Source organism: Mucilaginibacter phenanthrenivorans (genome assembly GCF_024721155.1).
Lineage (GTDB): Bacteria > Bacteroidota > Bacteroidia > Sphingobacteriales > Sphingobacteriaceae > Mucilaginibacter > Mucilaginibacter phenanthrenivorans.
Genome location: NZ_JAHVAP010000001.1, coordinates 677,607 through 703,297 on the forward strand (window position 1 = coordinate 677,607; position 25,691 = coordinate 703,297).

Genomic DNA, 25,691 nt, shown 5'->3' on the forward strand with positions numbered 1-25,691 from the left:
CGATTCGTGTAGTGGTATAAATAAGACAATATAAATATTTGAAATACAGCGCGTTATGGGTTGGGTTTGTTTCCCTACCTCACCGCAGAATAGAAACAATGGCCTGTAATTACTTATAGGCCATTGTTTTTTTAGCATTTTCCCAATGTTCAATCGTTAAAAGGAATAAATAGCTGGCCTTATGTTGTGGAAGCAATTTGACAATTGCTTCCGTTTAAGGTAATTCCGACAGCAGTAGAAACCTCTGTGCCGTTAACAATATTGAAAATAAACAGGCGCTTTGTATTGTAAAAATTACACCAAACTTCATTACAGGTGTTTAGCTTTGCACTTTGTCAACATTAACTGATTTAATGAAAAAACTATACACGACGCTGCTTGGCAGCCTGTCAATTACCTGCGCTATTTCTCAATCCGCAGAAGCTCAGCTAAATCTTCATCCTGCAAATGTTCCGTATTACCACGCAACCGCTCCCAAGATCAATGACCTGGTAGATACAAAACTTGACGTAAAGTTCGACTATCAGCATTCACATTTGATAGGTAAGGAATGGGTAACCCTGAAACCGCATTTTTATCCTACGGATTCGGTAAGGCTTGATGCCAAGTGGATGGACATCAAAACCATCGGAATTATGGAAAATGGGAAGGTAACGCCACTTAAATACGAATACCAGGACAGCCTCACCGTAGCCATTCAGCTGGACAGGACTTACAAGAACAATGAACGCTACGTGCTTTATATCGACTATGTTGCCAAACCGAATGACGTACACAGCAAGCCGGGCTTTAAGTACGACGGCAAGGGGTTGTATTTTGTAAACCCTTTAGGTACGGAGCTTGACAAACCAACCCAGATCTGGACGCAGGGAGAGGCGGAAAGTTCCTCCTGTTGGTTCCCCACTATCGACAAGCCCGATCAAAAAACAACCGAGCAGGTGAGCATGACGGTGCCTGCAAAATATACCACACTGTCAAACGGTTTGCTCATCAGCCAGAAACCCAATACCGATGGCACGCGTACCGATACCTGGAAACAGTCGCTGCCGCATTGCCCTTACCTGTTTATGATGGCAGTGGGCGACTTTAAGATCTATAAGGATAAATGGCGAAATAAAGAGGTTAACTATTACCTGGAGCCCGCTTATTTCCCTTATGCCAAACAGATCTTCGGGCAAACCCCGGCGATGATGGAGTTGTTCTCGAAGGCGCTGGGTGTTGATTTTGCATGGGAGAAATATGCACAAATAGTAGTGCGCGATTACCCGCTTGGCGCGATGGAAAACAGTTCGGCCACCCTGCATGGCGCATATGTGCAGAATTCGCCCTGGGATCTGATCGACGACCCGAATGGATCGGGAGGAACAACAATAGCGCACGAACTATTTCATCAATGGTTTGGCGATTTGGTGACTTGTGAGAGCTGGAGTAATGAAACGCTGAACGAATCGTTCGCGGTGTTTGGTGAAAAATACTGGAATGAGAAAACGTACGGCAAAGATGACGGCGACGCAAAACGTTATGACGAACTGCAGGCCTATCTCAATAACAAAACCGCCTATCAACAAGCGCTTACACCCTTTGTGTATACTGACGAGGAAGGCGTTAACGGCTCGAATATCTATGACAAAGGTGGCCTGGTTTTAACCATGCTTCGGAATTACCTTGGCGACGACGCCTTTTTTAAAGGATTAGGCCTTTACCTGAAAACCCATGCTTTTAAAAATGGCGAAGTGCAGGATTTGAGGCTTGCTGAAGAAGAGATCTCGGGTAAGGATCTAAACTGGTTCTTTAATCAATGGTACTATGGTGCAGGTCACCCGGTGCTGGATATCACTTACCAATGGAGCGATGCAGACCATAAGGAAAAAGTATTCATCAGCCAAAAACAGGATGGCCAGACTTTCCATGTGCCTATCGCTGTCGATCTTTATGCCGGTGGAAAAACAATAAGGAAACAAGTTTGGCTTTCACAGAAAGACGACACGCTTACTTTTGATCTGCCTGCAAAACCTGATCTGGTTAATGTTGATGCCGACAAGATCCTGATCACCAAAAAAACCGATCATAAAACACTTGCGGAGTTTGCTTACCAATACCAGCATGCCCCGCTTTACCTTGACAGGCTGGAAGCTATAAATGCAGCAATTGCACAGGAAACATCAGAACAAGGCCTAAGCATTGTTTTATCAGCGTTAAAGGACAAATACCATGGCCTGCGCATCAAAGCGATCAGGTCGCTTAAAATGGATAGCGCAACGGTAGCCAAAGCGGCTTTGCCTATCCTTGCCGATTTGGCGAGTCATGATGCAAATTACCCGGTAAGGGCCGCAGTAATCGGCGTATTAGGTAAAACAAAATCGAAAGAGTATGTGGAGATCTATAAGGCTTCACTTGCAAGCCCGTCATACACCGTTAAAGGTGCTGCGCTTATTGCTTTAAATAGTGTAGACCCGGATGCTGCGTTTAAAAGCGCCAAAAGCGTGGAGACTGATGGCAAGGGCCAGTTAGGACAAGCCATTGTTACTGTTTATGCTACCAGCGGCTCTGATAAGGAATGGCTATACGTGATTGATGCCTATGGCAAAAGTTCCGTTCAGCAGAAGTTTAATTTGACACAGGGGCCGCTTACGCAAATGATCTGCCGTCTGGATAACAAAACATATGTGTTACAGGGGATAACCTCGATTAAGGATTTGGCCATCAGTTTCAAAAGGTTCAATATTGCGCCGAAGCTTATAGCTGCGTTACAGCAAATAGAAGATGCCAGGAAGAAGCTTAATGACAGTGAATCTGCCGGGGCAGCGGCAGCGGCTATCGATCAAATCAATAAGGAAAAATCATAAAAGTAATAAGCAGGGAAGGCGGATAGTGTCAATACTATCCGCCTTCCTGGTTTTATTTGGTAAGCTCCTGTTGAAAAATGCGGAACATCCTTAAATTTACGGTTACCAATATAGGCCCAATCTAAATTAATATGAAAAAAACAATCGCCTTACTGCTTGTTTTAACCGTGTTTACCTCCTTTAATACTCCTAAAGAGCTGACATGGACTGCCATTGGTGATTCTATAACTTACCTGAACGGACGGCCTGAACTTACTAAAAACCGGATCAGCACGGGATACATGAATGAGGTGGTTAAAAAATTACCAAATATCCATTTTGTAAATCAGGGACATTCCGGCTGGACGGCAAAAGCCATTGCCGATAATATTGAGAATTTAGGCCTGGAAAAGGCTGATTTTTATTCAGTGTTTCTCGGGACAAATGATTGGTGGACCGGCCTCCCGATCGGCACCCTTAGCGATTATCAAAATAATACCGGCAACCAAACGGTGTATGGGTCTTATCGTACTATCGTCAACAAGATCCTCAGCCTGAATAGCAAGGCGGTAATTATCCTGATGACCCCATTGCAGCGAACCGATTATGTAGATCTGAATAATCCATCGGTTTTCATTCCCGGAGATTATACGGCTAAGAATGGTGTGTTTTTGTCACAATATGCAGATGCGATCAAAACAATTGCTGAAACCGAGGATTTTAAGCTGGTTGATCTCTATTATAAAAGCGGTGTAACGTTAAAAAATGCGGTTAATTACCGCAGGCTTCGCGATCCTCAAACCGGGCAATATAAAAATTACACCTATCCGGATTTTATCACAATACCATATCATCCCGCTACCGACGATTATCCATACCCGGTAAATGCGATGAACATGACGTATGACGGCCTGCACCCTTCAGATAAGGGACACGAGCGGATAGCGCAAATGCTGGTTAAAATTATGCGAAAGTATTAATCGCCAAGCGTTGATACTAGTAGATTATAAAAGCCGGTAAACCAAAATTCCTGACTTTTTTGGAAATATTCCTAAAAATGGAAATGTAACATAATTTAAATATCTTATTATCAATAAGTTGCTTAATGGTACTTGTATTGAGTTTATCCAATAAACTTAATAAAAGCACCATGAAACAAAAAGTTACATTATTGGGCCAGAAAAACCGGGTTATAAATTATTACGAGCAAACCAGGTATGTGGCCGAAACAAAAGAGAACCTGGATAAAGAAATTTATGCAGAAAAGGTAAATCAAAACGGCAGCAAACATGCGCTATCGCAGGTGCCTCAATTAGTGGAAGCCCTGTTGGTGTCATAATTTCACTAAAGGAGATAATGGCAACGATATTAAGGTTGTCTGCTTGCTATGCCGACGCCATTTTTATATCGTTAATAAAAGGTACTATAAACCTGTACTTAAAGTTACATGCTGCAATTATTGCCAGCTGATCATCTTCAAACCCAACAATAGCAATAATTGGCGTGGCCGATCGTAGAGTGTACTCAGTACTTATATACATACAGCTAATTTGCCCATCCGCCTCAAAATAACCTTTATCCTCGCTTCAAGTTCGGCGGGGTTAAAAGGTTTTACTATAAAATCATCTGCCCCCGCATTTAAACACGCTATCCTTTTTGCGGTACTTTCCTCGCCCGACAGGACTATGATTGCTATTGAATTGAAAAAATCACTGATCTTTATTTGTTCAATAAGCTCAACCCCGCTAAACTGCGGGGTATTTAAATCGGCTATAATTAAATCCGGGAGATTCCCTCTTTGCAGGCAGGCCAGGGCATCAAAGCCATTTGGATAAATTGCAACTTCATAAGTTGTTTGTAAAAATTCCTGTAAAATCGCTTGCATATACAAGTCATCCTCAACCACAAGTATTTTAATATTATTTTGATTTGAAAAATTCATAAGCTTGATTTTTAAGTTTTATTAATGTTTACGATTAACTTAGATCGGGGCCCTATAAACATGCCAATTCATAACTAATTGAATATGAGTAAAGTTACATGGATAAACTTTCCATGATTTGGAATGAAATCCAATTATCAAAAAGCCTATATTTCACATTTGAAGATTATTGCACCGTAAACAATGGTGTTGGCGACGTTGTTATTGGTGATGACTCACGGATTGGCATTGGCAGCGTGCTAATTGGCCCGGTAACCATGGGTAACCAGGTAATTTTAGCTCAAAACATAGTTGTAAGTGGCTTAAACCATACCTATGCGGATGTAACTGTACCCATCCGGCTTCAAAAAGTAACAACCGCCGCAATAGTAATAGAAGACGAAGTTTGGATTGGGGCCAACGCCGTTATTACAGCCGGGGTAACTATTGGCAAGCACAGCGTTGTGGCAGGTGGCTCGGTGGTAACTAAAAATATTCCTACTTACAGCATAGCCGCAGGCAATCCAGCAAAAGTTATCAAACAATATGATTTTGAAAAAAAAGAATGGGTAAAAGTAAAAGTCTAAACCTTTTCCTTTTCTATTTGATTTAACAAATTCTGAAAATCTTCCACTCTTGATTTATCAGTGATACTTTTAACTACCTCATCCAGCTCATTTGCTGAAATTAAAATGTATTCAAGCATTTTTTCTCTTTCCTCGTCGCATTCATTTGCCCCGCTAATTAAGGGCACAAGGCCCATAATTCTCGAAAGGGGGGCCCGTACAACATGCGATTGGATCCACGAAATTTCCTTCAACTTTTCATTCTGTTTTTCAATCGCCTTAACATAACTGTATCTTTCTGTTACATCGTTAGCTATAACAAGATTAGCACTACGTCCTTTATATTGAATAGGCGCTATTTGAAGTTCAACATTAATAATTTCTCCGTTTTTCTTTTTATGAACCATTAACCACTGCGAACGCCGTTCAGGATTTAACCTGTCTTCCGCAAGCGCCTTTTCAAGGTTTGCGATTTCATCAACCGGGCGGATATCATTAAGTGTCATCTGCAAAAACTCGTCGCGGCTAAATCCGTAATGATTTGCAGTAGCATTATTCACATCAAGAAACTGCAATGTATTTAAATCAACTACCCACATGGGCAGCGGGCTGAGGTTAAATAAATTGCTGTAACGCATTTCGGATAAACTGAGCTCGGATATGTTTTTCTTGCGTTCAATACTGTATATAACACTTTTATATAACGATGTGGAAGTTAAGTCGTCTTTTAGCATATAATCTGAAACACCCAGGGAAAGAGACTTCACACCGAATGAGAAATCGGTGTATCCGGTTAAAACAATTACCGGGGTATTTGCACATCTTTCAATAATACCTTCTATCAGTAATTCACCGGTTCTGTCAGGCAGGGAGAGATCCAGCAGGATGATATCAAATTTATTGCCTGCTAAAGATTCAAGTGCAGATCTGTAAGTTGTAACATTTGAGACTATAGGGGATGCAATGTGTTCAAATAAAAAATCTTCAACGAGGGCAAAATCGCCTGGGTTGTCCTCAATTACCAAAACTTTATATTCCCGTTTATCGGTGGCCATTGTCTTATTTTTTAGGGATTGAAACTATGTTGATCCAAAAATCTTCGATCTTTGCTATAGCTTTAATGAAGTCAGTAACATCAACGGGCTTAGTTATATAGCAGTTTACATGGTTTTTATAAGAAGCCATTATGTCCTTTTCTGATGATGAAGTAGTTAACATTATTACCGGTACCTGTTTATATTTAACATGATTTTTTAAATAAATCAACACTTCCTGCCCGCTCATTTTCGGCAGGTTAATATCCAGTAAAACTATATCCGGGATATTGTTAGTGTCCTCTAGCTTTTCAAAGAAATCAATAGCTGCCTGGCCGTCCCTGATAATGGTAATCTCATTAATTATTTTACATTCTTCAAGGGCCTCTGTAGTGAGCAAAATATCGCCTTCGTTATCCTCCACCAGCAAAATGTTTATTGATTTCATAAGTCCTCATTTTTTAAAATGGTAAAATAGAAAGTGCTTCGCTCACCCAAAGTGGATTCTACCCATATTCTGCCTCCTAAATTCTCTACTATCTTTTTAGCTATAGCCAATCCCATCCCTGTGCCCGGGTATTCCTCCTTGTTATGCAATCTCTGAAAAATTATAAAGATCTTATCAAAGTATGCCGGTTCAACGCCTATCCCGTTATCGCTTACTGAAAATCGCCAGTGGCTTGCTGTTTCTTTGCATTCAATCTTAATTTCGGGCACGATACCGGTCCTGGAGTATTTTAAACTGTTGCTGATCAGGTTTGTAAATATTTGCCTTAGCGGGGTTTTGTATGAATGAATTACCGGCAAATCGTCAAATAAAATGATTGCTTTTTTATCTTCAATTTGTTTGCGGTAAAGGGCTGTAATTTCGCTTACAAGCTTGTCGGGTTTTATATCTTCAAGGCTATCTTCAAGGGTGCCAACCTTCGAAAATTCAAGCAGATCGAGTATTATCTGGCGCATCCGTTTAGCGCCATCCACTGCAAAGTTTATATACTGTTTGCCTTTTTCATCCAGCATATCGCCATATTTTCGCTCTATCTGGGTTAAAAAACTGGTTACCATTCTTAACGGTTCCTGTAAATCATGCGATGCTACATAAGCGAATTGTTCCAACTCAGCATTTGACGTTGCCAGCTCCTTTGTTTGCAGTTGCAGGTTTTCATTCAGTTCCTTAAGGCGGCTGTCAGAAACTTTTCTTTCAGTAATATCCTTAAAATAAACAGCCAGCCCAGTTCCCGATGGATATGCGCTTACCTCGTACCATTTATTTAGCGGCGGATAGTAATCCTCAAAATGAATTGCCGTTTCGCTTTCAATTGCCTGGTGATAGTTTTTATATGATTCAGAACCTACGGCGTCACTAAATATGTCCCACAAGTTGTGGTTAAGCATCTCTTGTTTTTGCTTTCCTAATACCTTTTCGGCCATATTGTTCCAATAGGTAACTATCCAGTTTTTATCTACCGCAAAAAAAGCATCGCCAATGCTCTCTAATATTGTGTTTCGGTCCTCCAAAATCTCCGTAACTGAGATCTCAGCTTTTTTACGTGCATCAATATCCTGGAAACTACCATATACCCTTATACATTTATTGCCTTGCATTTCAGCCTCTCCTATAGACCTTATCCACTTTTCGTTCCCTTTGGCTGTAACAATTTGCAACTCTACATCCCACGACATTCCCTTCTCTATAGCATCCTTAACCTTTTTTGTTATATAACTCCTGGTGTCGCCTCCCTTATAAAAGCTTAACCCGCTTTCCAAATCGGGTTTAAAGTCGGCATCAACCTCGTGTATTTCCTTTGTAATCTCAGACCAATATATTGTTCCTTTTACCAGGTCGATTTCCCAACCGCCAATTCGCGCCAGGCTGGTTGCCTTTTTTAGTAAGTCCTCAAGCTCTTTCTTGTCTGTAATGTCTTTAGCAACGCAGTAAATCAAGCCCTCTGGCGAAGCTGCTGAAGTGGTCCAGGCCAGCCACTTTATTTTGCCGGACCTTGTTATATACCGGTTTTCAAAATAAATCACCGCTTCGCCATCAGTAATTTCCTGGAACTGGTTTATTGAATCAGGCCTGTCATCGGGATGAATGAATTCCATCAATGGCCGGTTTAATAACTCAAGCTCAGTGTAATCAAGCAATTTTATCATTGCCGGGTTAACTTTTTTCCAATATCCGTCAACACTAGCGGTACATATAACGTCAGGCGCTGAGTTGAATAGTTGGTTCAACTCCTCTTCAAGTTGTTTCCTTTTTATTTCAGTTCCAAAATGATTGTTGAAGTTTTCAAATAATACCGCGTAATCGTTTTCCTGCTTTTCTTCCCTGTTTAATCCTAATATTAAAACGCCAATTACTTCATCTTTAAATCGCACAGGTATCCCATAAACGCTTATTAGCCCTGCTTTTATTGCGGCTTTTTTTCTCAAAAAGGTTTCGTCCCCGGCAACATTTTGTACAAATTGAATTTTGCCTGTTTCCCATGCCAAGCCCGGTATTCCTTCGCCTTTTCTCAGGCTCCTTATTGCAGCGCTTTCGTTATAAAAGTTTTGCATAGCTGCCGTGGCAGGATATTTAACAACCAGGTTAACCTTTCTTTTGTCTGGCGAAACCAGCCATGCCTCGGCCATGCTGAAATCACCGAAATCAGCTAATCGATTCAGCACCTTTAAAAGAATATCATTCAATGCAATAGGTTCATTAAATATGATATTTATTTCGGCAAGCAAAGCCTTTTGCTGTTCTTCCTGTTTTCGCCCGGTTATGTCTCTTACAAACATCGAAACACCACCTTCGGTTGGATAAATTCTGTTTTCCTGCCACAAGGTTAACGGTGCATAATAATCTTCGTTGGTAACATATGTCTTTTCGGCATAAGCCTTTTGTAGGGCATTATAGGTTTCGGAACCAATTGCATCCGGGAAAACATCCCAAATATATCTTCCAATTAAAGATTCGGGCGGGATGCCTAAAAAATCGCCAATTTGCTTATTAGCATAGGTGTAACACATCTTTTCATCGAGCGCTATAAAGCCGTCCGAAATGTTTTCGAGCAGGTTTTCAATTTGCCCGGTTTTTTTCTTGATCTCTTGCTCGGCAAGTTTTCGTTCTGTGATATCGGAGCGGATTGCTATATACTGGTACGGCTTGCCTTTTTCGTTAATGAAAGGAACTATCGTTGTGTCAACCCAATAAAAACTGCCATCTTTAGCTTTATTTTTAAGCTCACCCTTCCATATTTTTCCTGCGGCGATGGTAGTCCACAGGGTTTTAATAAAGGCTTTGTCATGGTACGAAGAATTAATAATACGGTGATCTTTCCCAATAAGCTCTTCTTTGCTGTATTTCGAGATCTTGCAAAAATTATCATTAACGTGGTGTATGATGCCTTTTTGGTCGGTAATTGCAACTATGGCCGACTCATCCAATGCATATTTATAAGCCGAAAGCTCTTGTACAGTTTGATGAAGTAAATTATCCGCATTTTTTTTGGCGGTAACATCAATAAAATTGCATACAATGGCATTAACATTGGGCTCATTTAAAAAATTGGTAAACACACAATCCAGCCATATATAATCCCCGTAGGAGTTACTTGACCGAAATGTGCAGGACTTAGGTTCACCCGGCGACTTTAATATATCGTTCATCACCAGGCGTACCCTTTCTTTGTCATCAGGATGAGTTAATTCACTCATGCCGCGCTTTTTCAAGTCGACTGTGCTCCAACCTCTAATTCTTTCAGCTGAGGGGCTCCGGTAAATAATTTTAAAGTCTTTATCAAGAAGGGATATCCCGCTATAACTATGTTCAATAAGCTTGCGGAAGCTAATGTTACTTTCTGTAGGGTTATGCTTTATTTTAGCCGACTTTTCCGCAATGTCATCTTCCTTTATCTCGTATATTATTTTAGTATACCCTAATAATTCACGACTTTCATCATATAAAGCAGTATAGTGAATATTTGCCAGGAATTTGTCGCCATTCTTTTTTAACCGCCAGCCTTTTACCTGGTAATTGTTGTTTATAAGGGCCTCCTGCAAATTTGGTGTGGGACCATCTGTTGATAACGTTTCGCCCGGATAAAAAATAGCTATCGATTTACCTATTACTTCGCTCTCTTTATACTGCAGGATAAGTTCCGCACCTTTATTCAGGCTGATAATTAAGCCTTGCGGGTCGGTTAAAATTACTGCATAATCTATAATGCTGTTAACCATTGCCCTGCATAGCTTTTCATCGGCTATATGCCGCTTGTCAGGTATTTTATCGGGAGCCTTTTTTGTAGTTTCAGGATTAGGTTTTATTGACATATTGTTAATTCAGCAACAGTAAAAAATACCTGGATAGTTATTCAATAGCTTTTGTTATAATTCAAAAAAAGCTATTCTTACATCTACAGGGTTTAACGGGCAGAATGAATAGATAAATGTTACAATAATAATTAATATCTACAACCCGTGTTTTAACGGTATTTTTGAGGGTGTAAATGTTTTTAATCTATAGTTAACTATTTGCAATTAACTATTTTTCAGGACATTATGTAATTTTAATATTAAATATGCGATTTGTTAAATTTAAATAAACTTATATTACTAACTTTTATTTTTGATTTGCGTATCAAAAATTTATGAACCCACCCTTAAAACCTGTCCGATAATATGAGCGCTTATAATATTTTTATTGTTGAAGACGATAAATGGTATGGAGAAATACTCCAGTACCATATTAGCTTAAACCCAGACTATAAAGTAACCCTTTTTGAAACCGGAAAGGAGCTACTGGATAAATTATACCTGCAGCCTGATTTGATAACACTTGACTTCTCGCTGCCCGATATGCTTGGCGATAAGCTTTATCAAAAAATAAGGGAAATAAACTCGCAGGTTCCGGTTATCATGATCAGTTCGCAGGAAAATATTGTCGTGGCGGTTAACCTGTTAAAAATGGGAGTGAGCGATTACCTGGTAAAAGATGATTCGACCAAAGATTTATTATGGAACAGTATTATAAGGATCAGGGAAACCCAGTCACTAAAAAAAGAGGTTGAAACGCTGCGGGAGGAACTTGGGCAAAAATTCTCATTCGAGAAAACCATTATCGGGCAAAGTGATGCATTAAAGAAGATTTTTGTGATGATGGAAAAAGCATCCAAAACAAATATAAATGTGTCAATTACCGGTGAAACGGGTACAGGGAAGGAAGTTGTTGCTAAGGGCATCCATTACAATAGTGATCGTAAAAAGAAAGCTTTTGTGCCTGTAAATATGGCCGCCATACCTCGCGAATTAATTGAGAGCGAATTGTTTGGGTACGAAAAAGGAGCTTTCACAGGCGCTGTAGCGCGTAAAATTGGCAAGTTTGAAGAAGCAAACGGCGGCACTATATTTTTAGATGAAATTGCTGAACTTGATTTGGCAGTTCAAAGCAAAATATTGCGGGTGCTGCAGGAGCGTGAAGTAGTAAGGGTTGGTGGAAACGACAAGATAAACCTGGACATCCGCGTAATTGTGGCTACACATAAAAACCTTGCAGAAGAAGTTAAAAAAGGAAATTTCAGGGAGGACCTTTACTACCGGATAATTGGTTTACCCATTGACCTGCCACCCTTGCGTGACCGCGGGAATGACATACTGATATTGGCCAAACATTTCGCCGATGATTTTGCAAAGCAAAACAAAATGGGAGCGATCACCATATTGCAGGATGCAAAGAATAAATTATTACACTACCCGTTTCCGGGAAATATAAGGGAGTTAAAGGCTATTATTGACTTAGCTGCCGTGATGTGCGACAATAACGAAATTAGAGGGGACGATATAACCTTTAACTCTACCCGCAAAGGCGATGTATTTGTGATGGAGGGCAAAACTTTGCGAGAGCAAAACTGCGAAATAATTAAGATTTATCTTCAAAAGCATAACAATGACGTAATCGCAACAGCCAAAGCGCTTGATATTGGCAAAAGCACCATTTATAAAATGATGCAGAGCGGCGAACTAAATTGATAGCATCTCCAATTTGGATTTTTTTCCAAAATATGGAAGTCGAATTAAAACAATTGATTGTATCTATTTGATAATAAGACACTTATTATCACAAGTCTAATTGGTACAATTTTTAGCTACATAATAAAATATCATGAACTATTGCCTTAATACGGGATGGTTTTTGTTTTTAATTATAGCTAAAACATGGATCCACAAATTTTTTTGGTTGATGATTGTACCCTGGATGGAGCAAGCCAGGATTTATTACAACTCTCGCTGGTTGCAAGTGCAAACGACAACGGGGTGGTATTCAACAGCGCCGATGGGAAAATATTTTGGGTAAATGAAAGTTTTTGCAGGCTAACCGGGTATGGTTCTGGTGAAATTATAGGTAAATCACCGCTAGATTTTTGCAAGGGACCTTTAACCGATGATTCTGTTATAATGGATATCGCAAAGTCAATTGGCAAAAAGACCTCTTTTACTGAAGAACTAATACACTATCGGAAGGATGGATCGTGGTTTTGGGGGAGGGTAAAAGGTAAATTATATAAAAACGGCGATACCCAGGAGCTAAAATGTTTTGCTATAGTTGAAGACATAACCCTCGAAAAACAGAAGGAAGAGAAACTCGAGGTATTATCGAAAATAGCTGAGGACAACCTTAACCCGGTAATATTAACGGACGAAAAAGGCGTAATTACCTGGGTTAACAAAAGCTTTACTAAGGTAACAGGCTACACACTCAACGAGTCAATCAATAAAAAACCAGGGCATTTGCTACAGGGCCCTGATACAGATCCCAAAACTATAGCCTATTTAAAAAATCAGATCACTGAAGGCTTGCCCTTTAATACCGAAATTTTAAATTACTCAAAGTCGGGCAACGCCTATTGGCTACGGATACAAGGGCAACCTATACACAACTCAAATGGCGGCTTGATAGGTTTTTTTGCGGTTGAAGAAAATATCACCTCCGAAAAAAATGCATCGGAGTTAATTAAAGAATCGGAAGCCCGTTTCAGGCTTGCGCTGGAGAAAATTGGCGATAACGTTTGGGAACACAACTTGCAAACAGGAAAAACCATTTTTTCAAAAGCAAATAACGAGCTTGGATATATAACCCACAAAATTGGTAGAAGCGACATGTTTTGGTGGGACGTTGTTAACAGGGAAGACTTAAGCACGCTTAAAACAACCTATTCAAATTACCAGGCTGGCGCAATTGATTCGCATAGTATGGAATATCGGGTAATTAATACCGATGGTTCCATTAAATGGATATTGGACAGGGGCGCTGTAATTGAATATGATTTAAAGGGCAAACCTTTAAGAATAACCGGCACGCATACCGATATCTCGGAAATAAAACGGACAGAAACTGAGCTTGAGCAACGTGTTAAACAATTTAAATCACTTTCCGAAAATATCCCCGGTGTAATTTACGAATATGAATTCAGGGCCGACGGAACCGAAGGGTTAAGGTATATAAGCCCGGCTATTGAACGCATATTTGGTATAAAGGCTGACGATTTTAAAGATTACTTAAAATATGTGCAGCCCGAAGACAGGGACCGGATCATTAAAAAGAATGAACATAGCAGGGATACGCTTGAACCATTTTATGATGAATCGCAATTAACAATTCCTGGCATGGGCACTAAATGGCATGCCGTTCATTCATCATTTTCCTATGTATCTCAAAGTGGCGCAAAAGTATTTACCGGGTTTATGCAGGATATTACGGAAAGAAAAAACATTGAAGAAACCCTGAGGATTAACGAGGCTAAGTACCGCAATATAATAGCCAATATGAATTTGGGGTTAGTGGAGGTTGATAATGACGAACGGATAACTTTTGCCAATAATACTTTTTGTGAAATGAGCGGTTACACCCTGGACGAGTTGCTTGATAAAAACGCTACAGTATTATTACTGGCAAATACTGATGAAGGGGACGTATTTAAAGAAAAACAAAAATTGCGCAGGGCTGGGATTGCCGATGCATACCAGGTAAAATTATTAAATAAAAAAGGGGAAGAAAAATGGTGGCTCATAAGCGGAGCGCCACGATACAACGACAAGGGCGAATTGATGGGGTCTATCGGTATCCACCTTGATATTACCGACCAAAAGAAACAGGAAGCGGAACTGATTGAGGCCAGGGAAAATGCCGAAAATTTAGCACATACCCAGGAAGTTTTCCTGGCAAATATGAGCCATGAAATACGGACTCCCATGAATGCCATCATGGGCATGAGTAACCAACTGTCAAAAACAAACCTTATCCCTGATCAACGATTCTTTCTTGATATTATTCACTCCGCCTCAGAAAACCTGCTGGTGATAATTAATGATATCCTGGACCTTTCGAAAATTGAGGCAGGCAAGCTGAATATCGAAAATATTGGTTTTGAGCCACAAAGATCGGCCAACAGGGTTATCCAGGTACTGGCACACAAAGCAGAGGAAAAAGGTCTTATCCTTCATAACTCATACTTTGACCCCAATATTTCGCCCGTTTTAATCGGTGATCCTTACCGCTTAAACCAGGTGTTGCTCAACCTGATTGGCAATGCCATAAAATTCACAGAAAAGGGCTCGATAGATTTAACATTTAAGCTGCTAAAAGACAACTATTCATCGCAGTTAATTCAAATTGATGTTACCGATACCGGGGTTGGGATGGATGAGTCGTACTTAACCCATCTTTTTGATAAGTTTAGCCAGGAGTCAAGATCCGTTAGCCGGCGGTATGGCGGAACCGGGCTGGGCATGAGTATTTGCAAGGACCTGGTAGAATTGATGGAAGGCGAGATCTATGCGGAAAGTAAGAAAAATGAAGGTACTAAGATCACGTTCATCGTAAAGTTAAAAAAAGGCCGAAGCGAAGACCTGGCAGAGAAAGCCGATGTTCAATTCCGCCCTGATTTTTTAAAGGATAAAAAAATATTGGTAACAGATGACAATGAATTAAATCGCCTGGTGGCCTCAATTATACTGCAAAATTACGGCGCGCTGGTTACCGAATCTGTAAACGGCAGCAATGCCATCGAACTGATAAAAAGCCGCAGTTTTGACGTAGTTTTAATGGATATACAAATGCCGGGTATCAATGGCTTTGACGCAACACGTATAATCCGTAAAAGCGGTTATAACAGCCCGATTATAGCGCTTACAGCCGAGGCGATTAAAGGTGAACGGGAAAAGTGCATAGCAGCAGGTATGGATGATTACATAACTAAACCAATTAACGAAGAAGATTTTTTAAATATGCTGGATAAATGGATTAAACAGCCACATTCTTCCACGCATTTAACACCTGAGATTATGAGCGAAGAACAATTGTATGATTTATCGTCCCTAAAGGCAATAAGCAAGGGGAATGAGGTATTTGTGCAAAAAATGGTGAACATATTTTGCGAACAAACACCAATAATGATAAAAGAAATGGAAGCCGCATTCCTTGTAAATGATTTGGATAAAATAAGCAGGGCTGCCCATCAGATGAAACCCAGTATTGATAATTTAAACATCGTATCGCTAAAACAACTGATACGGGATATTGAAAATTCGGGGCAAGAGAATGTTTTAAATTCAATGCTGTCCAAAAAGCTCGAGATACTAAAAATCACAATTGTGAATGTAATTAATAAATTAAAAACGGAATATCCCGGATAAAACAAATATGAAAGTAGCACAAAAATTATACTGTGGGGGGGTATTCACCTGCCTGGCAGGCGATGAAATTACCGGGAATGGCAATTTGCTTATACTAGGCTTTGGCGGTAAGGATGTTTTACTGGAGCAGGATATATATTCAACACTACGTAATAGCTATCCTGAAGCAAACATCGTATTATGTTCAACTTCCGGAGAAATTTATGATGACACTGTTTTAGACGACACGGTAACCATTGTTATAATAGAGTTTGAAGATACGTCAGTTAAAACGGTAAGCTTAAATATAAAGGACGAGCTTAATAGTTTTGAAGCGGGTAAAAATCTTTTTGATAAGCTAAATGATCCGGAACTAAGCTATGTAATGGTAATATCTGACGGGGGGCTGGTAAACGGCAGCGAGCTGGTTAGAGGTATTGAACAGGTTAATAAGGGTAATATACCGGTTACCGGCGGCTTGGCAGGAGATGGGGATAAATTTAATTATACTGTTGTGGGCTGCAATGAAAAGCCGAAGAAAGGAAATATTGTTGCTGTCGGCTTTTATGGCAAAAGCTTAAAGATTGGTCACGCTTCGTTGGGTGGTTGGGAAATATTTGGTCCCGAAAAAAAGGTTACCCGTTCAGTTTCAAACCGGCTTTATGAAATAGATAATAAAAGCGCACTTGAGCTTTATAAACAATACCTTGGTAAATATGCCGATGAATTGCCAGGATCTGCGCTGCTTTTTCCACTTTATGTACGGCCAGAGGGTACTGAAAATGCGGTTGTACGTACTATCTTATCAATAGATAATGATGAACAGAGTATGGTATTTGCAGGTGATATCCCGGAAGGATCCTACATCAGGTTTATGAAGGCCAATTTTGATAAGTTAATTGATGCGGCAACAAATGCAGCATCAAAAGCACTTATACAGTTTCCGGCTAAACCTAAGCTGGCATTACTTATTAGCTGCGTGGGCCGTAAACTGATACTTGGTAAACGAATTGATGAAGAAATTGAAGCAGTTAAGGAAATATTTGGAGAGGGTACATTATTGTCGGGATTTTACTCATATGGGGAAATATCTCCTTTAAAAACAAATGCAAAGTGCGAATTGCACAATCAAACCATGACAATTACTACCTTTAACGAAGAAATTACTTAGCATGCCTAACCATAAGCTATTAAACCGACAACTTAAAAAGTACGCTACCCCCGATTTGATTGCGAATAAACATTTCATCCGCTTTATTGACGCGGTAAGTGATTCATATGCAGCTTACGACCGGGATAAAGAATTGTCTGATCATGCCTTTATGGTAAGCCAGGAGGAATTTGGAGACATTAACCTGCGACTTAAGGAAGAAGTTGAATTAAGAAGGCTGTCCATAAAAAAGCTTAAGGAAACCTTTAATAATATAAATGCCGATAATGGCGAACTGTTTGATGGTAATGATAATGACCTGCTCGAGATCGTCGATCTGTTAAACGAAGAAATAACCAGGCGCAAGGAAGTTGAATTGCAATTACTGATAGCTAAGGAAGAAGCCGAAAAGGCTAGTCTTGCCAAATCAGAATTTCTTTCGATAATAAGCCACGAGATACGTACGCCGCTAAATGCGGTGATCGGTATGGGGCACCTGTTGCTTAAAAATAACCCGCGGGCTGACCAGGTTGACAACCTTGAAACTTTAAAGACCTCTTCGGATAATTTACTGGTATTAATTAATGACATACTCGATTTTAATAAAATAGAGGCAGGGAAGCTTGATTTGGAGGAATCTCCGTTTAGCATTAAAAAACTGGTAAAGGATATTGTTTCTGCCAACAGCAATAGTGCCAATGAGCGGGAAAACAGGGTATCATTAATCCTTGATGAAAGATTGCCTGATTATTTTATGGGCGATGCTCTAAGGCTTGGACAAATTTTAAATAACCTGGTGTCGAACGCTATTAAGTTTACCCATCGCGGGTTTATTTCAGTACGTGTTGATTTGCAGAAGTTAAAGACCGACAGGGCCTTGCTTCAATTTTCTGTTCATGATACAGGGGTAGGGATAGCCAAAGAAAACCTGCTGAATATTTTTATACCATTTATGCAGGCCTCAACATCAATTACGAGGCAGTATGGCGGTACAGGTTTGGGCCTGGCCATAACACGCAAGATACTGGGACTATTTAACAGCGATATCATAGTTGAATCGGAATTAGGAAAAGGCTCAAAGTTCCATTTTACATTGGAGTTAAATACTGTTGACGCTGCGCAAATAAACCAGCTTGAAAATGATATAGCCGGCTTTGATTTAAAAAATAAACGTTTATTGCTGGTGGAGGATACTTTGTTTAATGTTTTATATGCAACCCAATTGCTGGAGGGCTGGAATGCAACTGTAGAGGTAGCTGACAACGGCGAGATTGCAGTACAAATGATGAAGGATACAAACTACGACATCGTATTGATGGATCTGCAAATGCCCGTAATGGATGGCTATACTGCTACTACTAAAATAAGGGAGTTTAACCTGGAAACTCCAATTGTAGCAATAACAGCTTCGGCCACCAGTAACGTACGCGACAGGGTATTAGAAGCAGGAATGCAGGATTACATTGTAAAGCCTTTTAACCCGGACGAGCTGATCATAAAACTCAAAAAGCACTTATATTAAATATATCTTGTTTTAAAATGCAATTGATCTTAAAGTGTCTTTTTCAAAAAGCATTTTAACAGGCCTTACAGGCAACCTGTAAGGTTTAATTTTATAATAAAATGATGGCTATTGTTGTACCAGTTGAGTTTGGCTGCTTATTTAGCTGTGTGCAATAATCTTTCGATGTATTGATTCTCAATTTCTTTCCTCTTAACGCTTATAGCCTTATTGATTGTATTTAACACCTTTTTTATATTATCAAGGTCATATACCCCCTTAACGATATACTCAGTTGCCCCCAACTTTAAAGCTTTTACCGCAGTTATAATATTTGACTGCCCTGATAGAAAAACTACAAAAATATAAGGGTTATAAGCTCTTATTCTTTTTAATACCTCTAAACCAGTTAGGTAATCCATACCATGATCCAGGAAAATAACATCGGGTTTTAACCCGAGGCTATTTAAACAATCCGGGCCATTTTCAAAACTGGTTACATCGAAGTAGCCAAGGCTATTAAGGTATTGTTTATAAATATTCATGCAATACGAATCGTCATCGACTAAAAATATCCGGATATTATTGTTTATTTCCATTTCAATTTGTTTTTAATTCTATATGCCAATGTGATGCCAATTATTTAATTAGCTATTAATGAGTCAGTTATTTAGGATACTGATGGAAAAATTCCAATCTGCGGATTCTGTTCTCCACTTTTTAGAATTGTAACAACTGAGAGGGACATTTGCTACCGCTTCTGGCCGGTACCGGAGGAGCAGCTTTTTTCGGTTTACCGTATGGCTTCATTTACCTTATCGAGGGTATTTTTGCCGGTGACGTTTTTACGCCGGGGTAATCAAAAAGGCTTTCAAGGAGAAGAAAATCAGGAGTAATAAAGACAAGTTTGGTTGGACAGGCGGTTGATTGTGAATAGGTTCAAATTCCCTTTCTCACCTCGATAATAAAAACCTGTACATCTAACTACAGGCTTTTGTGTTTTTGATTCTCTAAATATCCTCAACGTAATTAATAATAAACTTCGCCAGTTGTTCCTGCTCGGTTACGGTAAGCTCTTCACCATCATAGATCCAGTAGCCCTGTATATCAAACAGGATCTTACCCAGGTAATCCGGATTTTTTTCATCTGGCAGATCCTTTGTATTGATGCCATAGGCAACATATAATTTATATATAGGCGGTTTACCATAATCTTCTATATCAGGCACTACACGTACGATCTCATCCGGGCCTCTTCTGCGCTTTACCCATGCCCTCGCTTCCTTAAGTAAATTAGTAGTAATCATAAAATAACCTGTCCAATTAAAAATGATAAAACAAATGTGGAAATAATTTACATTAAATACTAAAAATATTAGTAAAAACTTCGGTTTTTACTTAAAATTCCTCCCTTTATGAAAAATTTCTTTTTGCCTCGTAAGTTGTTGCTCTCCTTTGTTTGATCCTCCATGAGCAGGGGAGGTGGTTTCATCAGCACGGGCTAAAGTAAGCACAGGCAGGTCTTCATTGTTAGCAGGGGTAAGCTGGCGCAATAAACCGGATAAGTTGAAGCACTTATTCACTACAACATGGATCACCTCACCTTCAATCTGCAGCTTACCTGCTACCATAAGCAAGCGTGCCTGTACAATTTCTTTGCGGTATTTATCAAACATATTTTCCCAAACCACAAGGTTACTGAAGCCGGTTTCATCTTCTATAGTAATAAAGACAACTCCTTTAGCCGTGCCGGGCCTTTGCCGAACAGTAACTAAACCGGCTACTTTTATAAAATCGCCATTTTTATATTTATTAAGATCAGCAGTTGCTGTTACCCTAAGCATTTTCAATTGTTCGCGTACAAAACTTACCGGGTGGGCCTTCAATGATAGTCCGGTAGCTGCATAATCCTGCACCACATGTTCTGCCGCTGTCATAAAAGGTAATTGTATTTGAACTTCTTTAGCGCTTTCCGATGGCTGGCCTGCAAACAGGCCTATAGGTTTGTCGTTAAGCGCCGGTACTTCCCATAATGCTTCACGGCGGTCAAGGTTTAATGAGCGAAAAGCATCCGCATCAGTCAATGTTTCAATTACGGCCTGCGGCACACCCGCGTCGCTAAGCTGGCTGATGCTTGTATAGCCCTTTCCGCGTTTGTCAATTAATGCCTGCATATCACCTTCATTGAGCCCCTTTACCTGCCGGAAGCCTAATCGCAGTGTACAATATTTACCTTGCTTTTCTTCGAGCGTATTATCCCACATGGAATGATTTACATCTACAGGGTGCATAACCACGCCATGTTTTTCGGCGTCTATTACAATTTGTGCAGGCTGGTAAAAACCCATTGGCTGACTATTGAGCAACGCAGCGGCAAAAACATCGGGATAATGGCATTTAAGCCATGATGAAATATAAACCAAATGGGCGAAGCTATACGCATGGCTTTCCGGGAAACCGTAGCTGCCAAAACCTTCCAACTGTTTAAATACACGTTTGGCAAATTCTTCAGTATATCCTTTGGCGGTCATACCTGCTACCAGTTTTTCCTGGAATTGGCTTACCAGTCCTTTTGCCTTAAAAGTTGCCATACTTCGGCGCAACTGATCAGCTTCTCCTGCTGTAAATTCAGCGGCAACCATAGCTATTTCCATGGCCTGTTCCTGGAAAAGCGGGACGCCTTTTGTTCGTTCTAAAATAGGTCTTAATTCGTCCTTCGGATACTCCTGTTTTTCTATTCCGTCCCTTCTTCTTAAATAAGGATGCACCATATCGCCCTGGATAGGGCCTGGGCGTACTATTGCCACTTCGATCACCAGGTCGTAAAAACACCTTGGTTTTAACCGCGGCAACATTGACATTTGCGCACGACTTTCAATCTGGAAAACACCCAGCGTATCTGCATGGCAGATCATATCATATACTGCTGGGTCATCCTGCGGAACGTTTTCAAGCGTAAGGTTGAGGCCATAATGTTTCCGGGCAAGATCAAACCCCTTGCGGATACAGGTGAGCATACCCAATGCAAGTACATCTACCTTTAAAATTCCTAAAGCTTCAAGGTCGTCTTTGTTCCATTCCAATTGGGTACGGTCGACCATACGGGCATTCATCACCGGACACAAGTCAGAAAGTTTACACTGGGTGATCACAAACCCGCCGGTATGCTGCCCTAACTGTCGGGGGAAGCCTATCAGTTGTTCGGTAAGACGCAGTACTTTAAATAATTGCGGATCATCGGGGTTTAATCCCTGCTCAATAATGCGCTGCCTGTCAAATGTTTCTTCCGAAAAGTCCCATATGGCCCCGGCTAAACGTTTAATAGTATCTTCCGATAAGCCCATCGCCTTCCCCACATCGCGGATAGCGCCTTTATGCCTTTCCTGGGTTACCGTGGCAACAATAGCGGCATGCTCACGGCCGTAGGTTTCATAGATCCACTGGATGATCTCTTCCCTGCGCTCATGTTCAAAATCAACATCTACATCGGGCCATTCATCCCGGGCATCAGACATAAATCTCGAAAAAAGCAACCTCGATTTTTCAGGATTAACAGGTGTTATCCCCAAACAAAAACAAACGGTACAGTTTGCTGCCGAACCTCTTCCCTGGTGTAGTATGCCCAGTTCTTCGGCTTTATTGGTGTACTCATAGATCCGTAAAAAATAGGGCGCCAGTTTACGACGAGAAAAGAATGCAAGCTCAAACTTGATCTGATCACTTATTTCTTTTGAAATAGGATTGCCCAGTCTTTTTTTTGCTCCGGCCCAGGTATGCTCGGCAAGGTGTTCATCGGCCGTACGCCCATCCGGGCTCACCCATTCCGGTTCAAGATATTTTAATGTATCCAATGAGAAATTACAGGCATCGGCTATTTCTTGTGCACATGCAATTCCTTCAGGATATCTGGAAAATAGCCGTTCCATTTCATCCATGGGTTTTAAATATCTTTCGGCATTTGCATGGAGTTTAAAACCAGCATTCACTATCGTACATTTCTCACGCACACAAGTGACCACATCCTGTAATTCACGGCGTTGTGCTTCATGGTAATGAACATCATTGGTAGCAACCATTGGTACCTCCAATTGCGATAAGCGGTGAAGCCGCTTGTCATCATCACCATTGTATGATTTACTGGCTGCTACGTACAAATTGCTGCCAATTACTTTGTGATATTCCTTCAGATCCTGTTTAAACGCATCATCAAAATCAAACCTGTTATTTAACAAATCGGGCGGCACAACAACAAACTTAATTCCTTCGGCATGGTTAAAAACGTCATTTTTATAAAGCTCGCATTTGCCTTTTTCTGTTCTGAGGTTTCCTGTTGATAGTAAAGCACATAACTGGCCCCAGGCGGTTATGTCAGTAGGGTAGGCCAACAGGCTCGGGCCATCAATCAAATCAAGCCGGCAGGCAGGAATAAACTTGATCTTGGGATCCATCGCTTTTGCAGCCTGGTGCGCACGTACCACGCCTGCTACAGTATTCCTGTCGGTAATGGCGATAGCGGTGTAACCGTATTTTGCAGCTTGTTCTACCAATTCTTCGGGGTGTGAACCACCGCGAAGAAAGCTGAAATTGCTGGTTACCTGTAATTCGGCATAACGTATCATATACTAAGCAAAAAAACCATGAATAAACCATTGTTTGGGTCTGCCACCCTCATAGTGCCCCAACCTGAACAACCAATAACGCTGCCCTTTTTCATCTTCCACCTGGTAATAATCGCGGTGTTCGCCTTCTTCCAGCCACCATTCACGTTCTATCCGTTCGGGACCGTCTGCTTTTTTAACATGGTGGATTTTATTTTGATAGATAAAAAGTGCCGGCGGATAATCAGGCACTAAGAACGTTACTTCTACCGGCTCCGGTCTGTTCAATAACAAAGAGGGGCGGGGCCTGTCTGTACGCCAGGCTGTTGTTGGTTTTTCTTTTAACGAGATAGCCGGCTTAAAAGAACGTTCGGGCCAATGGTGTTCCTGGGGCAAGTAACGGTGAATATTGGCGGCGCCGATTTTATTGGCAAGCCTGTCAAGCAGTTGGGCTAAACCTGTATCTTCAAGCGAACAATCTTCCGGCGACCAAAGTATTTCCTGCCCAGGTTCCACATCCTCAACTTTAGGCGCATCCAAAGTGAAAAGCTCAATCCCCAATGCCGGTTCAAGCGAAGAGATTTTCAATTCAAAAAGTTTGAATAAATGATTTACATTATTTGATGGACTGTTGGTGCCGATAGTGGCCTGTATTACATGACCATCTACACGATAACCTTTTAAAATTGCAGTGCGTATCCCTTTTCCTTCACCGTGCAGGCGTTTGCATAATTGCTCCAGCAATGTTTTTATAGCTATCTCAATACCAATAGCCGTGCGGATCGCTTCAAGGCATGGCAGCCTTTCTGAATAGGCTTCAACAGGCTGTAATAGTTGCAAGGGTTCATCCTCGTTGCCTAAGGCCTGGTTAAGCCTTAACAAAAAGCCCTCTCCAAAACGCCGGCGAAGCACAGAACGGCCGATATTCATAAAATCCTTAATTTTATAAAAACCGAGCTTTTGTAATCTTTCCAAAATTAACGGCTCCAAACGCAAGGCTACAGGGGGTAATAATAATAAGGCGCTCGCCTGTGCACCTGGTTCAATAATAGGTTTTACTTTTCCAAAGCGGGCAACAGCCCAGGCTGCGCCGGCAGTATCGGCTATAGCGCCTCTTACATCATAGCCCTTACTTCGTAACCGGGTGACTATCTCCTTTAGATAATTCCGCTCGCCGCCCCACAGGTGTGGACACCCGGATATATCCATTATCAACCCATCAGGCATATCGATGGCTATTAAGGGCGAATAGCGGATGCACCATTCGCCCAATGCCTTTAAAAGCTTGAAGGACTGGCCGGGGATCTCGTCAATTATCTTTAGATCAGGAACTATTGCCTTGGCGTCCGCTGCCGCCATTCCATTGAATATGCCCTGTTCCTGTGCCAGGCTATTTGCAGCAGTTATGATAATGCGGTTATGGATTGGCGCTGCAAAAACAAAGGGCAGATCCTTTAATTCAGGCCGGCGGAGCGTCAGCCAGTCCGTAGTTAAATGACGGAACCAAAGTGATATGAACCTTTTTTGCATAATTAACCTGCCTTTCGCTCATGTAAATGATATATTGGTTCTTCTTCTTTTTCAACCGGTACAAAGCAGCCGTCAATCCATTCCAGCTCCCATCTTCCGGGATTGCCATTGCGTACACGCAGCAAATCAATTTGCCAGCACGGATACCCAATGCCGGGCAATCCGTCTTCTATCTTGCTGGGTAAGGGGTTCACCTGCCAGCGTGCCACACAGGTGTTGATACCCGGTTTCCGGGGATCGTTACGTAAAATGAACCCCGTTACCTTACTGCCTTCAACAGCTAGCTGTAGCCTTCGGGATTGTGCAAAGCTAATTTCCTTAATTTCAGCCACCACGGCAGCGAGCCCCTCACATTTTAAAGCCTCCTCCATTGCCCAAAGCGCATCTTTTTCCTTTGCTACATCAATAAATATTATCCTGTCGGGCTCAACGTTAAACGCTTTTAAAGACGGCGGGAAAAGTTTTCTTGAAGTGCTTATCCAAATGCAGGTGCCGCCCCGGCGCATTAATATCGCTATCAACCCGGCCATCATACCCCCGGTTGCGGCAGCCTGTTCAGGCGTAGTGCACATCATTTCATGAATATTTCCGGTTGGAAATACCCCATTCGGAAAGGCAGCTTCTATCGGCCCTAATCCAAGATCCTTCGGTTTACCAGATGGGGGCGGGGTAAAGCCCTGCCACAGCAAAATATCTTTTTGCAACCGACTGATAATATCCTTCCTGGTATCCAACATAGCTAATTCCACCTACAAAGCTATGCTAATATTTTTAGCATTTACGCAAGAATAGCAAAATATTTTTCATTTTGTTTATGAATAATGATGAGCAAAGCGCACCTATTCCTGCCGGGAGCAGGTAACCCAGGCTTTACCTGGCAATGCAAAGGGAAGAAACTTTAAATAATAGAAT

Annotated in this window: 17 protein-coding genes; 8 read left to right on the forward strand and 9 right to left on the reverse strand. The window is 41.0% G+C overall.

The window, feature by feature from the left end; translation table 11 throughout:
- Positions 1–353: 353 nt before the first annotated feature.
- From KXD93_RS02860 to KXD93_RS02870, 3 genes are all read left to right on the forward strand, one after another.
- Positions 354–2,846: a M1 family metallopeptidase gene (locus KXD93_RS02860; RefSeq protein WP_258135351.1), complete on the forward strand. Its 2,493-nt coding sequence runs from the start codon at positions 354–356 to the stop codon at positions 2,844–2,846.
- 131 nt (positions 2,847–2,977) lie between these two features.
- Complete coding sequence (locus KXD93_RS02865) at positions 2,978–3,805, forward strand: SGNH/GDSL hydrolase family protein (protein ID WP_258135353.1); 828 nt, start codon at positions 2,978–2,980, stop codon at positions 3,803–3,805.
- Positions 3,806–3,975: 170 nt separating this feature from the next.
- The gene (locus KXD93_RS02870) at positions 3,976–4,164 is read left to right on the forward strand and encodes a hypothetical protein (RefSeq protein ID WP_258135354.1); all 189 of its coding nucleotides are present in this window, start codon (positions 3,976–3,978) and stop codon (positions 4,162–4,164) included.
- 192 nt (positions 4,165–4,356) lie between these two features.
- On the opposite strand, the gene KXD93_RS02875 is transcribed toward KXD93_RS02870, so the two are convergent.
- Complete coding sequence (locus tag KXD93_RS02875) at positions 4,357–4,767, reverse strand: response regulator transcription factor (RefSeq protein WP_258135355.1); 411 nt, start codon at positions 4,765–4,767, stop codon at positions 4,357–4,359.
- A 98-nt stretch (positions 4,768–4,865) separates the two neighbouring features.
- On the opposite strand from KXD93_RS02875, the gene KXD93_RS02880 reads away from it, so the two are divergent.
- Positions 4,866–5,333 (forward strand): acyltransferase, encoded by a 468-nt coding sequence (locus tag KXD93_RS02880; RefSeq protein WP_258135356.1) that lies wholly within the window; start codon positions 4,866–4,868, stop codon positions 5,331–5,333.
- Here KXD93_RS02880 and KXD93_RS02885 read toward each other — a convergent pair.
- The 3 genes from KXD93_RS02885 to KXD93_RS02895 are packed head-to-tail and all read right to left on the reverse strand — an operon-like array spanning position 5,330 to position 10,663.
- Positions 5,330–6,367 (reverse strand): response regulator, encoded by a 1,038-nt coding sequence (locus KXD93_RS02885; protein WP_258135357.1) that lies wholly within the window; start codon positions 6,365–6,367, stop codon positions 5,330–5,332. The genes KXD93_RS02880 and KXD93_RS02885 overlap by 4 nt on opposite strands.
- A 4-nt stretch (positions 6,368–6,371) precedes the next feature.
- A complete protein-coding gene (locus KXD93_RS02890) occupies positions 6,372–6,794 on the reverse strand; it encodes a response regulator (protein ID WP_258135358.1) in 423 nt (140 codons plus the stop codon).
- Positions 6,791–10,663, reverse strand: a complete 3,873-nt coding sequence (locus KXD93_RS02895; RefSeq protein ID WP_258135359.1) for a PAS domain S-box protein — start codon at positions 10,661–10,663, stop codon at positions 6,791–6,793. The genes KXD93_RS02890 and KXD93_RS02895 overlap by 4 nt, the downstream gene beginning before the upstream one ends.
- Before the next feature lie 348 nt (positions 10,664–11,011).
- Between KXD93_RS02895 and KXD93_RS02900 the strand changes: the two genes are divergently transcribed.
- The 4 genes from KXD93_RS02900 (at position 11,012) to KXD93_RS02915 (ending at position 18,672) form a co-directional block, all read left to right on the forward strand.
- The gene (locus tag KXD93_RS02900; RefSeq protein WP_258135360.1) at positions 11,012–12,358 is read left to right on the forward strand and encodes a sigma-54-dependent transcriptional regulator; all 1,347 of its coding nucleotides are present in this window, start codon (positions 11,012–11,014) and stop codon (positions 12,356–12,358) included.
- Positions 12,359–12,544: 186 nt separating this feature from the next.
- Positions 12,545–16,021, forward strand: coding sequence for a PAS domain S-box protein (locus tag KXD93_RS02905; protein ID WP_258135361.1), 3,477 nt, complete (start codon positions 12,545–12,547; stop codon positions 16,019–16,021).
- Between the two features lie 7 nt (positions 16,022–16,028).
- Positions 16,029–17,171, forward strand: a complete 1,143-nt coding sequence (locus KXD93_RS02910; protein WP_258135362.1) for an FIST signal transduction protein — start codon at positions 16,029–16,031, stop codon at positions 17,169–17,171.
- A gap of 1 nt (position 17,172) precedes the next feature.
- A complete protein-coding gene (locus KXD93_RS02915) occupies positions 17,173–18,672 on the forward strand; it encodes a response regulator (RefSeq protein WP_258135363.1) in 1,500 nt (499 codons plus the stop codon).
- 137 nt (positions 18,673–18,809) lie between these two features.
- Here KXD93_RS02915 and KXD93_RS02920 read toward each other — a convergent pair whose 3' ends face one another.
- From KXD93_RS02920 to KXD93_RS02940, 5 genes are all read right to left on the reverse strand, one after another.
- The gene (locus KXD93_RS02920; RefSeq protein ID WP_258135364.1) at positions 18,810–19,250 is read right to left on the reverse strand and encodes a response regulator; all 441 of its coding nucleotides are present in this window, start codon (positions 19,248–19,250) and stop codon (positions 18,810–18,812) included.
- Between the two features lie 411 nt (positions 19,251–19,661).
- Positions 19,662–19,958: a hypothetical protein gene (locus tag KXD93_RS02925; RefSeq protein WP_258135365.1), complete on the reverse strand. Its 297-nt coding sequence runs from the start codon at positions 19,956–19,958 to the stop codon at positions 19,662–19,664.
- Between the two features lie 87 nt (positions 19,959–20,045).
- The gene (locus tag KXD93_RS02930; protein ID WP_258135366.1) at positions 20,046–23,270 is read right to left on the reverse strand and encodes an error-prone DNA polymerase; all 3,225 of its coding nucleotides are present in this window, start codon (positions 23,268–23,270) and stop codon (positions 20,046–20,048) included.
- A 3-nt stretch (positions 23,271–23,273) separates the two neighbouring features.
- Positions 23,274–24,779: a Y-family DNA polymerase gene (locus KXD93_RS02935; RefSeq protein ID WP_258135367.1), complete on the reverse strand. Its 1,506-nt coding sequence runs from the start codon at positions 24,777–24,779 to the stop codon at positions 23,274–23,276.
- A gap of 2 nt (positions 24,780–24,781) precedes the next feature.
- A complete protein-coding gene (locus KXD93_RS02940) occupies positions 24,782–25,516 on the reverse strand; it encodes an ImuA family protein (protein WP_258135368.1) in 735 nt (244 codons plus the stop codon).
- Positions 25,517–25,691 lie beyond the last annotated feature (175 nt).

What these genes read in the sequence shown, in the direction of transcription:
- KXD93_RS02915 (WP_258135363.1), top strand. Translation starts at nt 17,173, where the DNA reads ATGCCTAACCATAAGCTATTAAACCGACAACTTAAAAAGTACGCTACC.
- KXD93_RS02875 (WP_258135355.1), bottom strand. Translation starts at nt 4,767, where the DNA reads ATGAATTTTTCAAATCAAAATAATATTAAAATACTTGTGGTTGAGGAT.
- KXD93_RS02860 (WP_258135351.1), top strand. Translation starts at nt 354, where the DNA reads ATGAAAAAACTATACACGACGCTGCTTGGCAGCCTGTCAATTACCTGC.
- KXD93_RS02865 (WP_258135353.1), top strand. Translation starts at nt 2,978, where the DNA reads ATGAAAAAAACAATCGCCTTACTGCTTGTTTTAACCGTGTTTACCTCC.
- KXD93_RS02890 (WP_258135358.1), bottom strand. Translation starts at nt 6,794, where the DNA reads ATGAAATCAATAAACATTTTGCTGGTGGAGGATAACGAAGGCGATATT.
- KXD93_RS02870 (WP_258135354.1), top strand. Translation starts at nt 3,976, where the DNA reads ATGAAACAAAAAGTTACATTATTGGGCCAGAAAAACCGGGTTATAAAT.
- KXD93_RS02920 (WP_258135364.1), bottom strand. Translation starts at nt 19,250, where the DNA reads ATGGAAATAAACAATAATATCCGGATATTTTTAGTCGATGACGATTCG.
- KXD93_RS02940 (WP_258135368.1), bottom strand. Translation starts at nt 25,516, where the DNA reads ATGTTGGATACCAGGAAGGATATTATCAGTCGGTTGCAAAAAGATATT.
- KXD93_RS02880 (WP_258135356.1), top strand. Translation starts at nt 4,866, where the DNA reads ATGGATAAACTTTCCATGATTTGGAATGAAATCCAATTATCAAAAAGC.
- KXD93_RS02930 (WP_258135366.1), bottom strand. Translation starts at nt 23,270, where the DNA reads ATGATACGTTATGCCGAATTACAGGTAACCAGCAATTTCAGCTTTCTT.
- KXD93_RS02900 (WP_258135360.1), top strand. Translation starts at nt 11,012, where the DNA reads ATGAGCGCTTATAATATTTTTATTGTTGAAGACGATAAATGGTATGGA.
- KXD93_RS02905 (WP_258135361.1), top strand. Translation starts at nt 12,545, where the DNA reads ATGGATCCACAAATTTTTTTGGTTGATGATTGTACCCTGGATGGAGCA.
- KXD93_RS02895 (WP_258135359.1), bottom strand. Translation starts at nt 10,663, where the DNA reads ATGTCAATAAAACCTAATCCTGAAACTACAAAAAAGGCTCCCGATAAA.
- KXD93_RS02925 (WP_258135365.1), bottom strand. Translation starts at nt 19,958, where the DNA reads ATGATTACTACTAATTTACTTAAGGAAGCGAGGGCATGGGTAAAGCGC.
- KXD93_RS02910 (WP_258135362.1), top strand. Translation starts at nt 16,029, where the DNA reads ATGAAAGTAGCACAAAAATTATACTGTGGGGGGGTATTCACCTGCCTG.
- KXD93_RS02935 (WP_258135367.1), bottom strand. Translation starts at nt 24,779, where the DNA reads ATGCAAAAAAGGTTCATATCACTTTGGTTCCGTCATTTAACTACGGAC.
- KXD93_RS02885 (WP_258135357.1), bottom strand. Translation starts at nt 6,367, where the DNA reads ATGGCCACCGATAAACGGGAATATAAAGTTTTGGTAATTGAGGACAAC.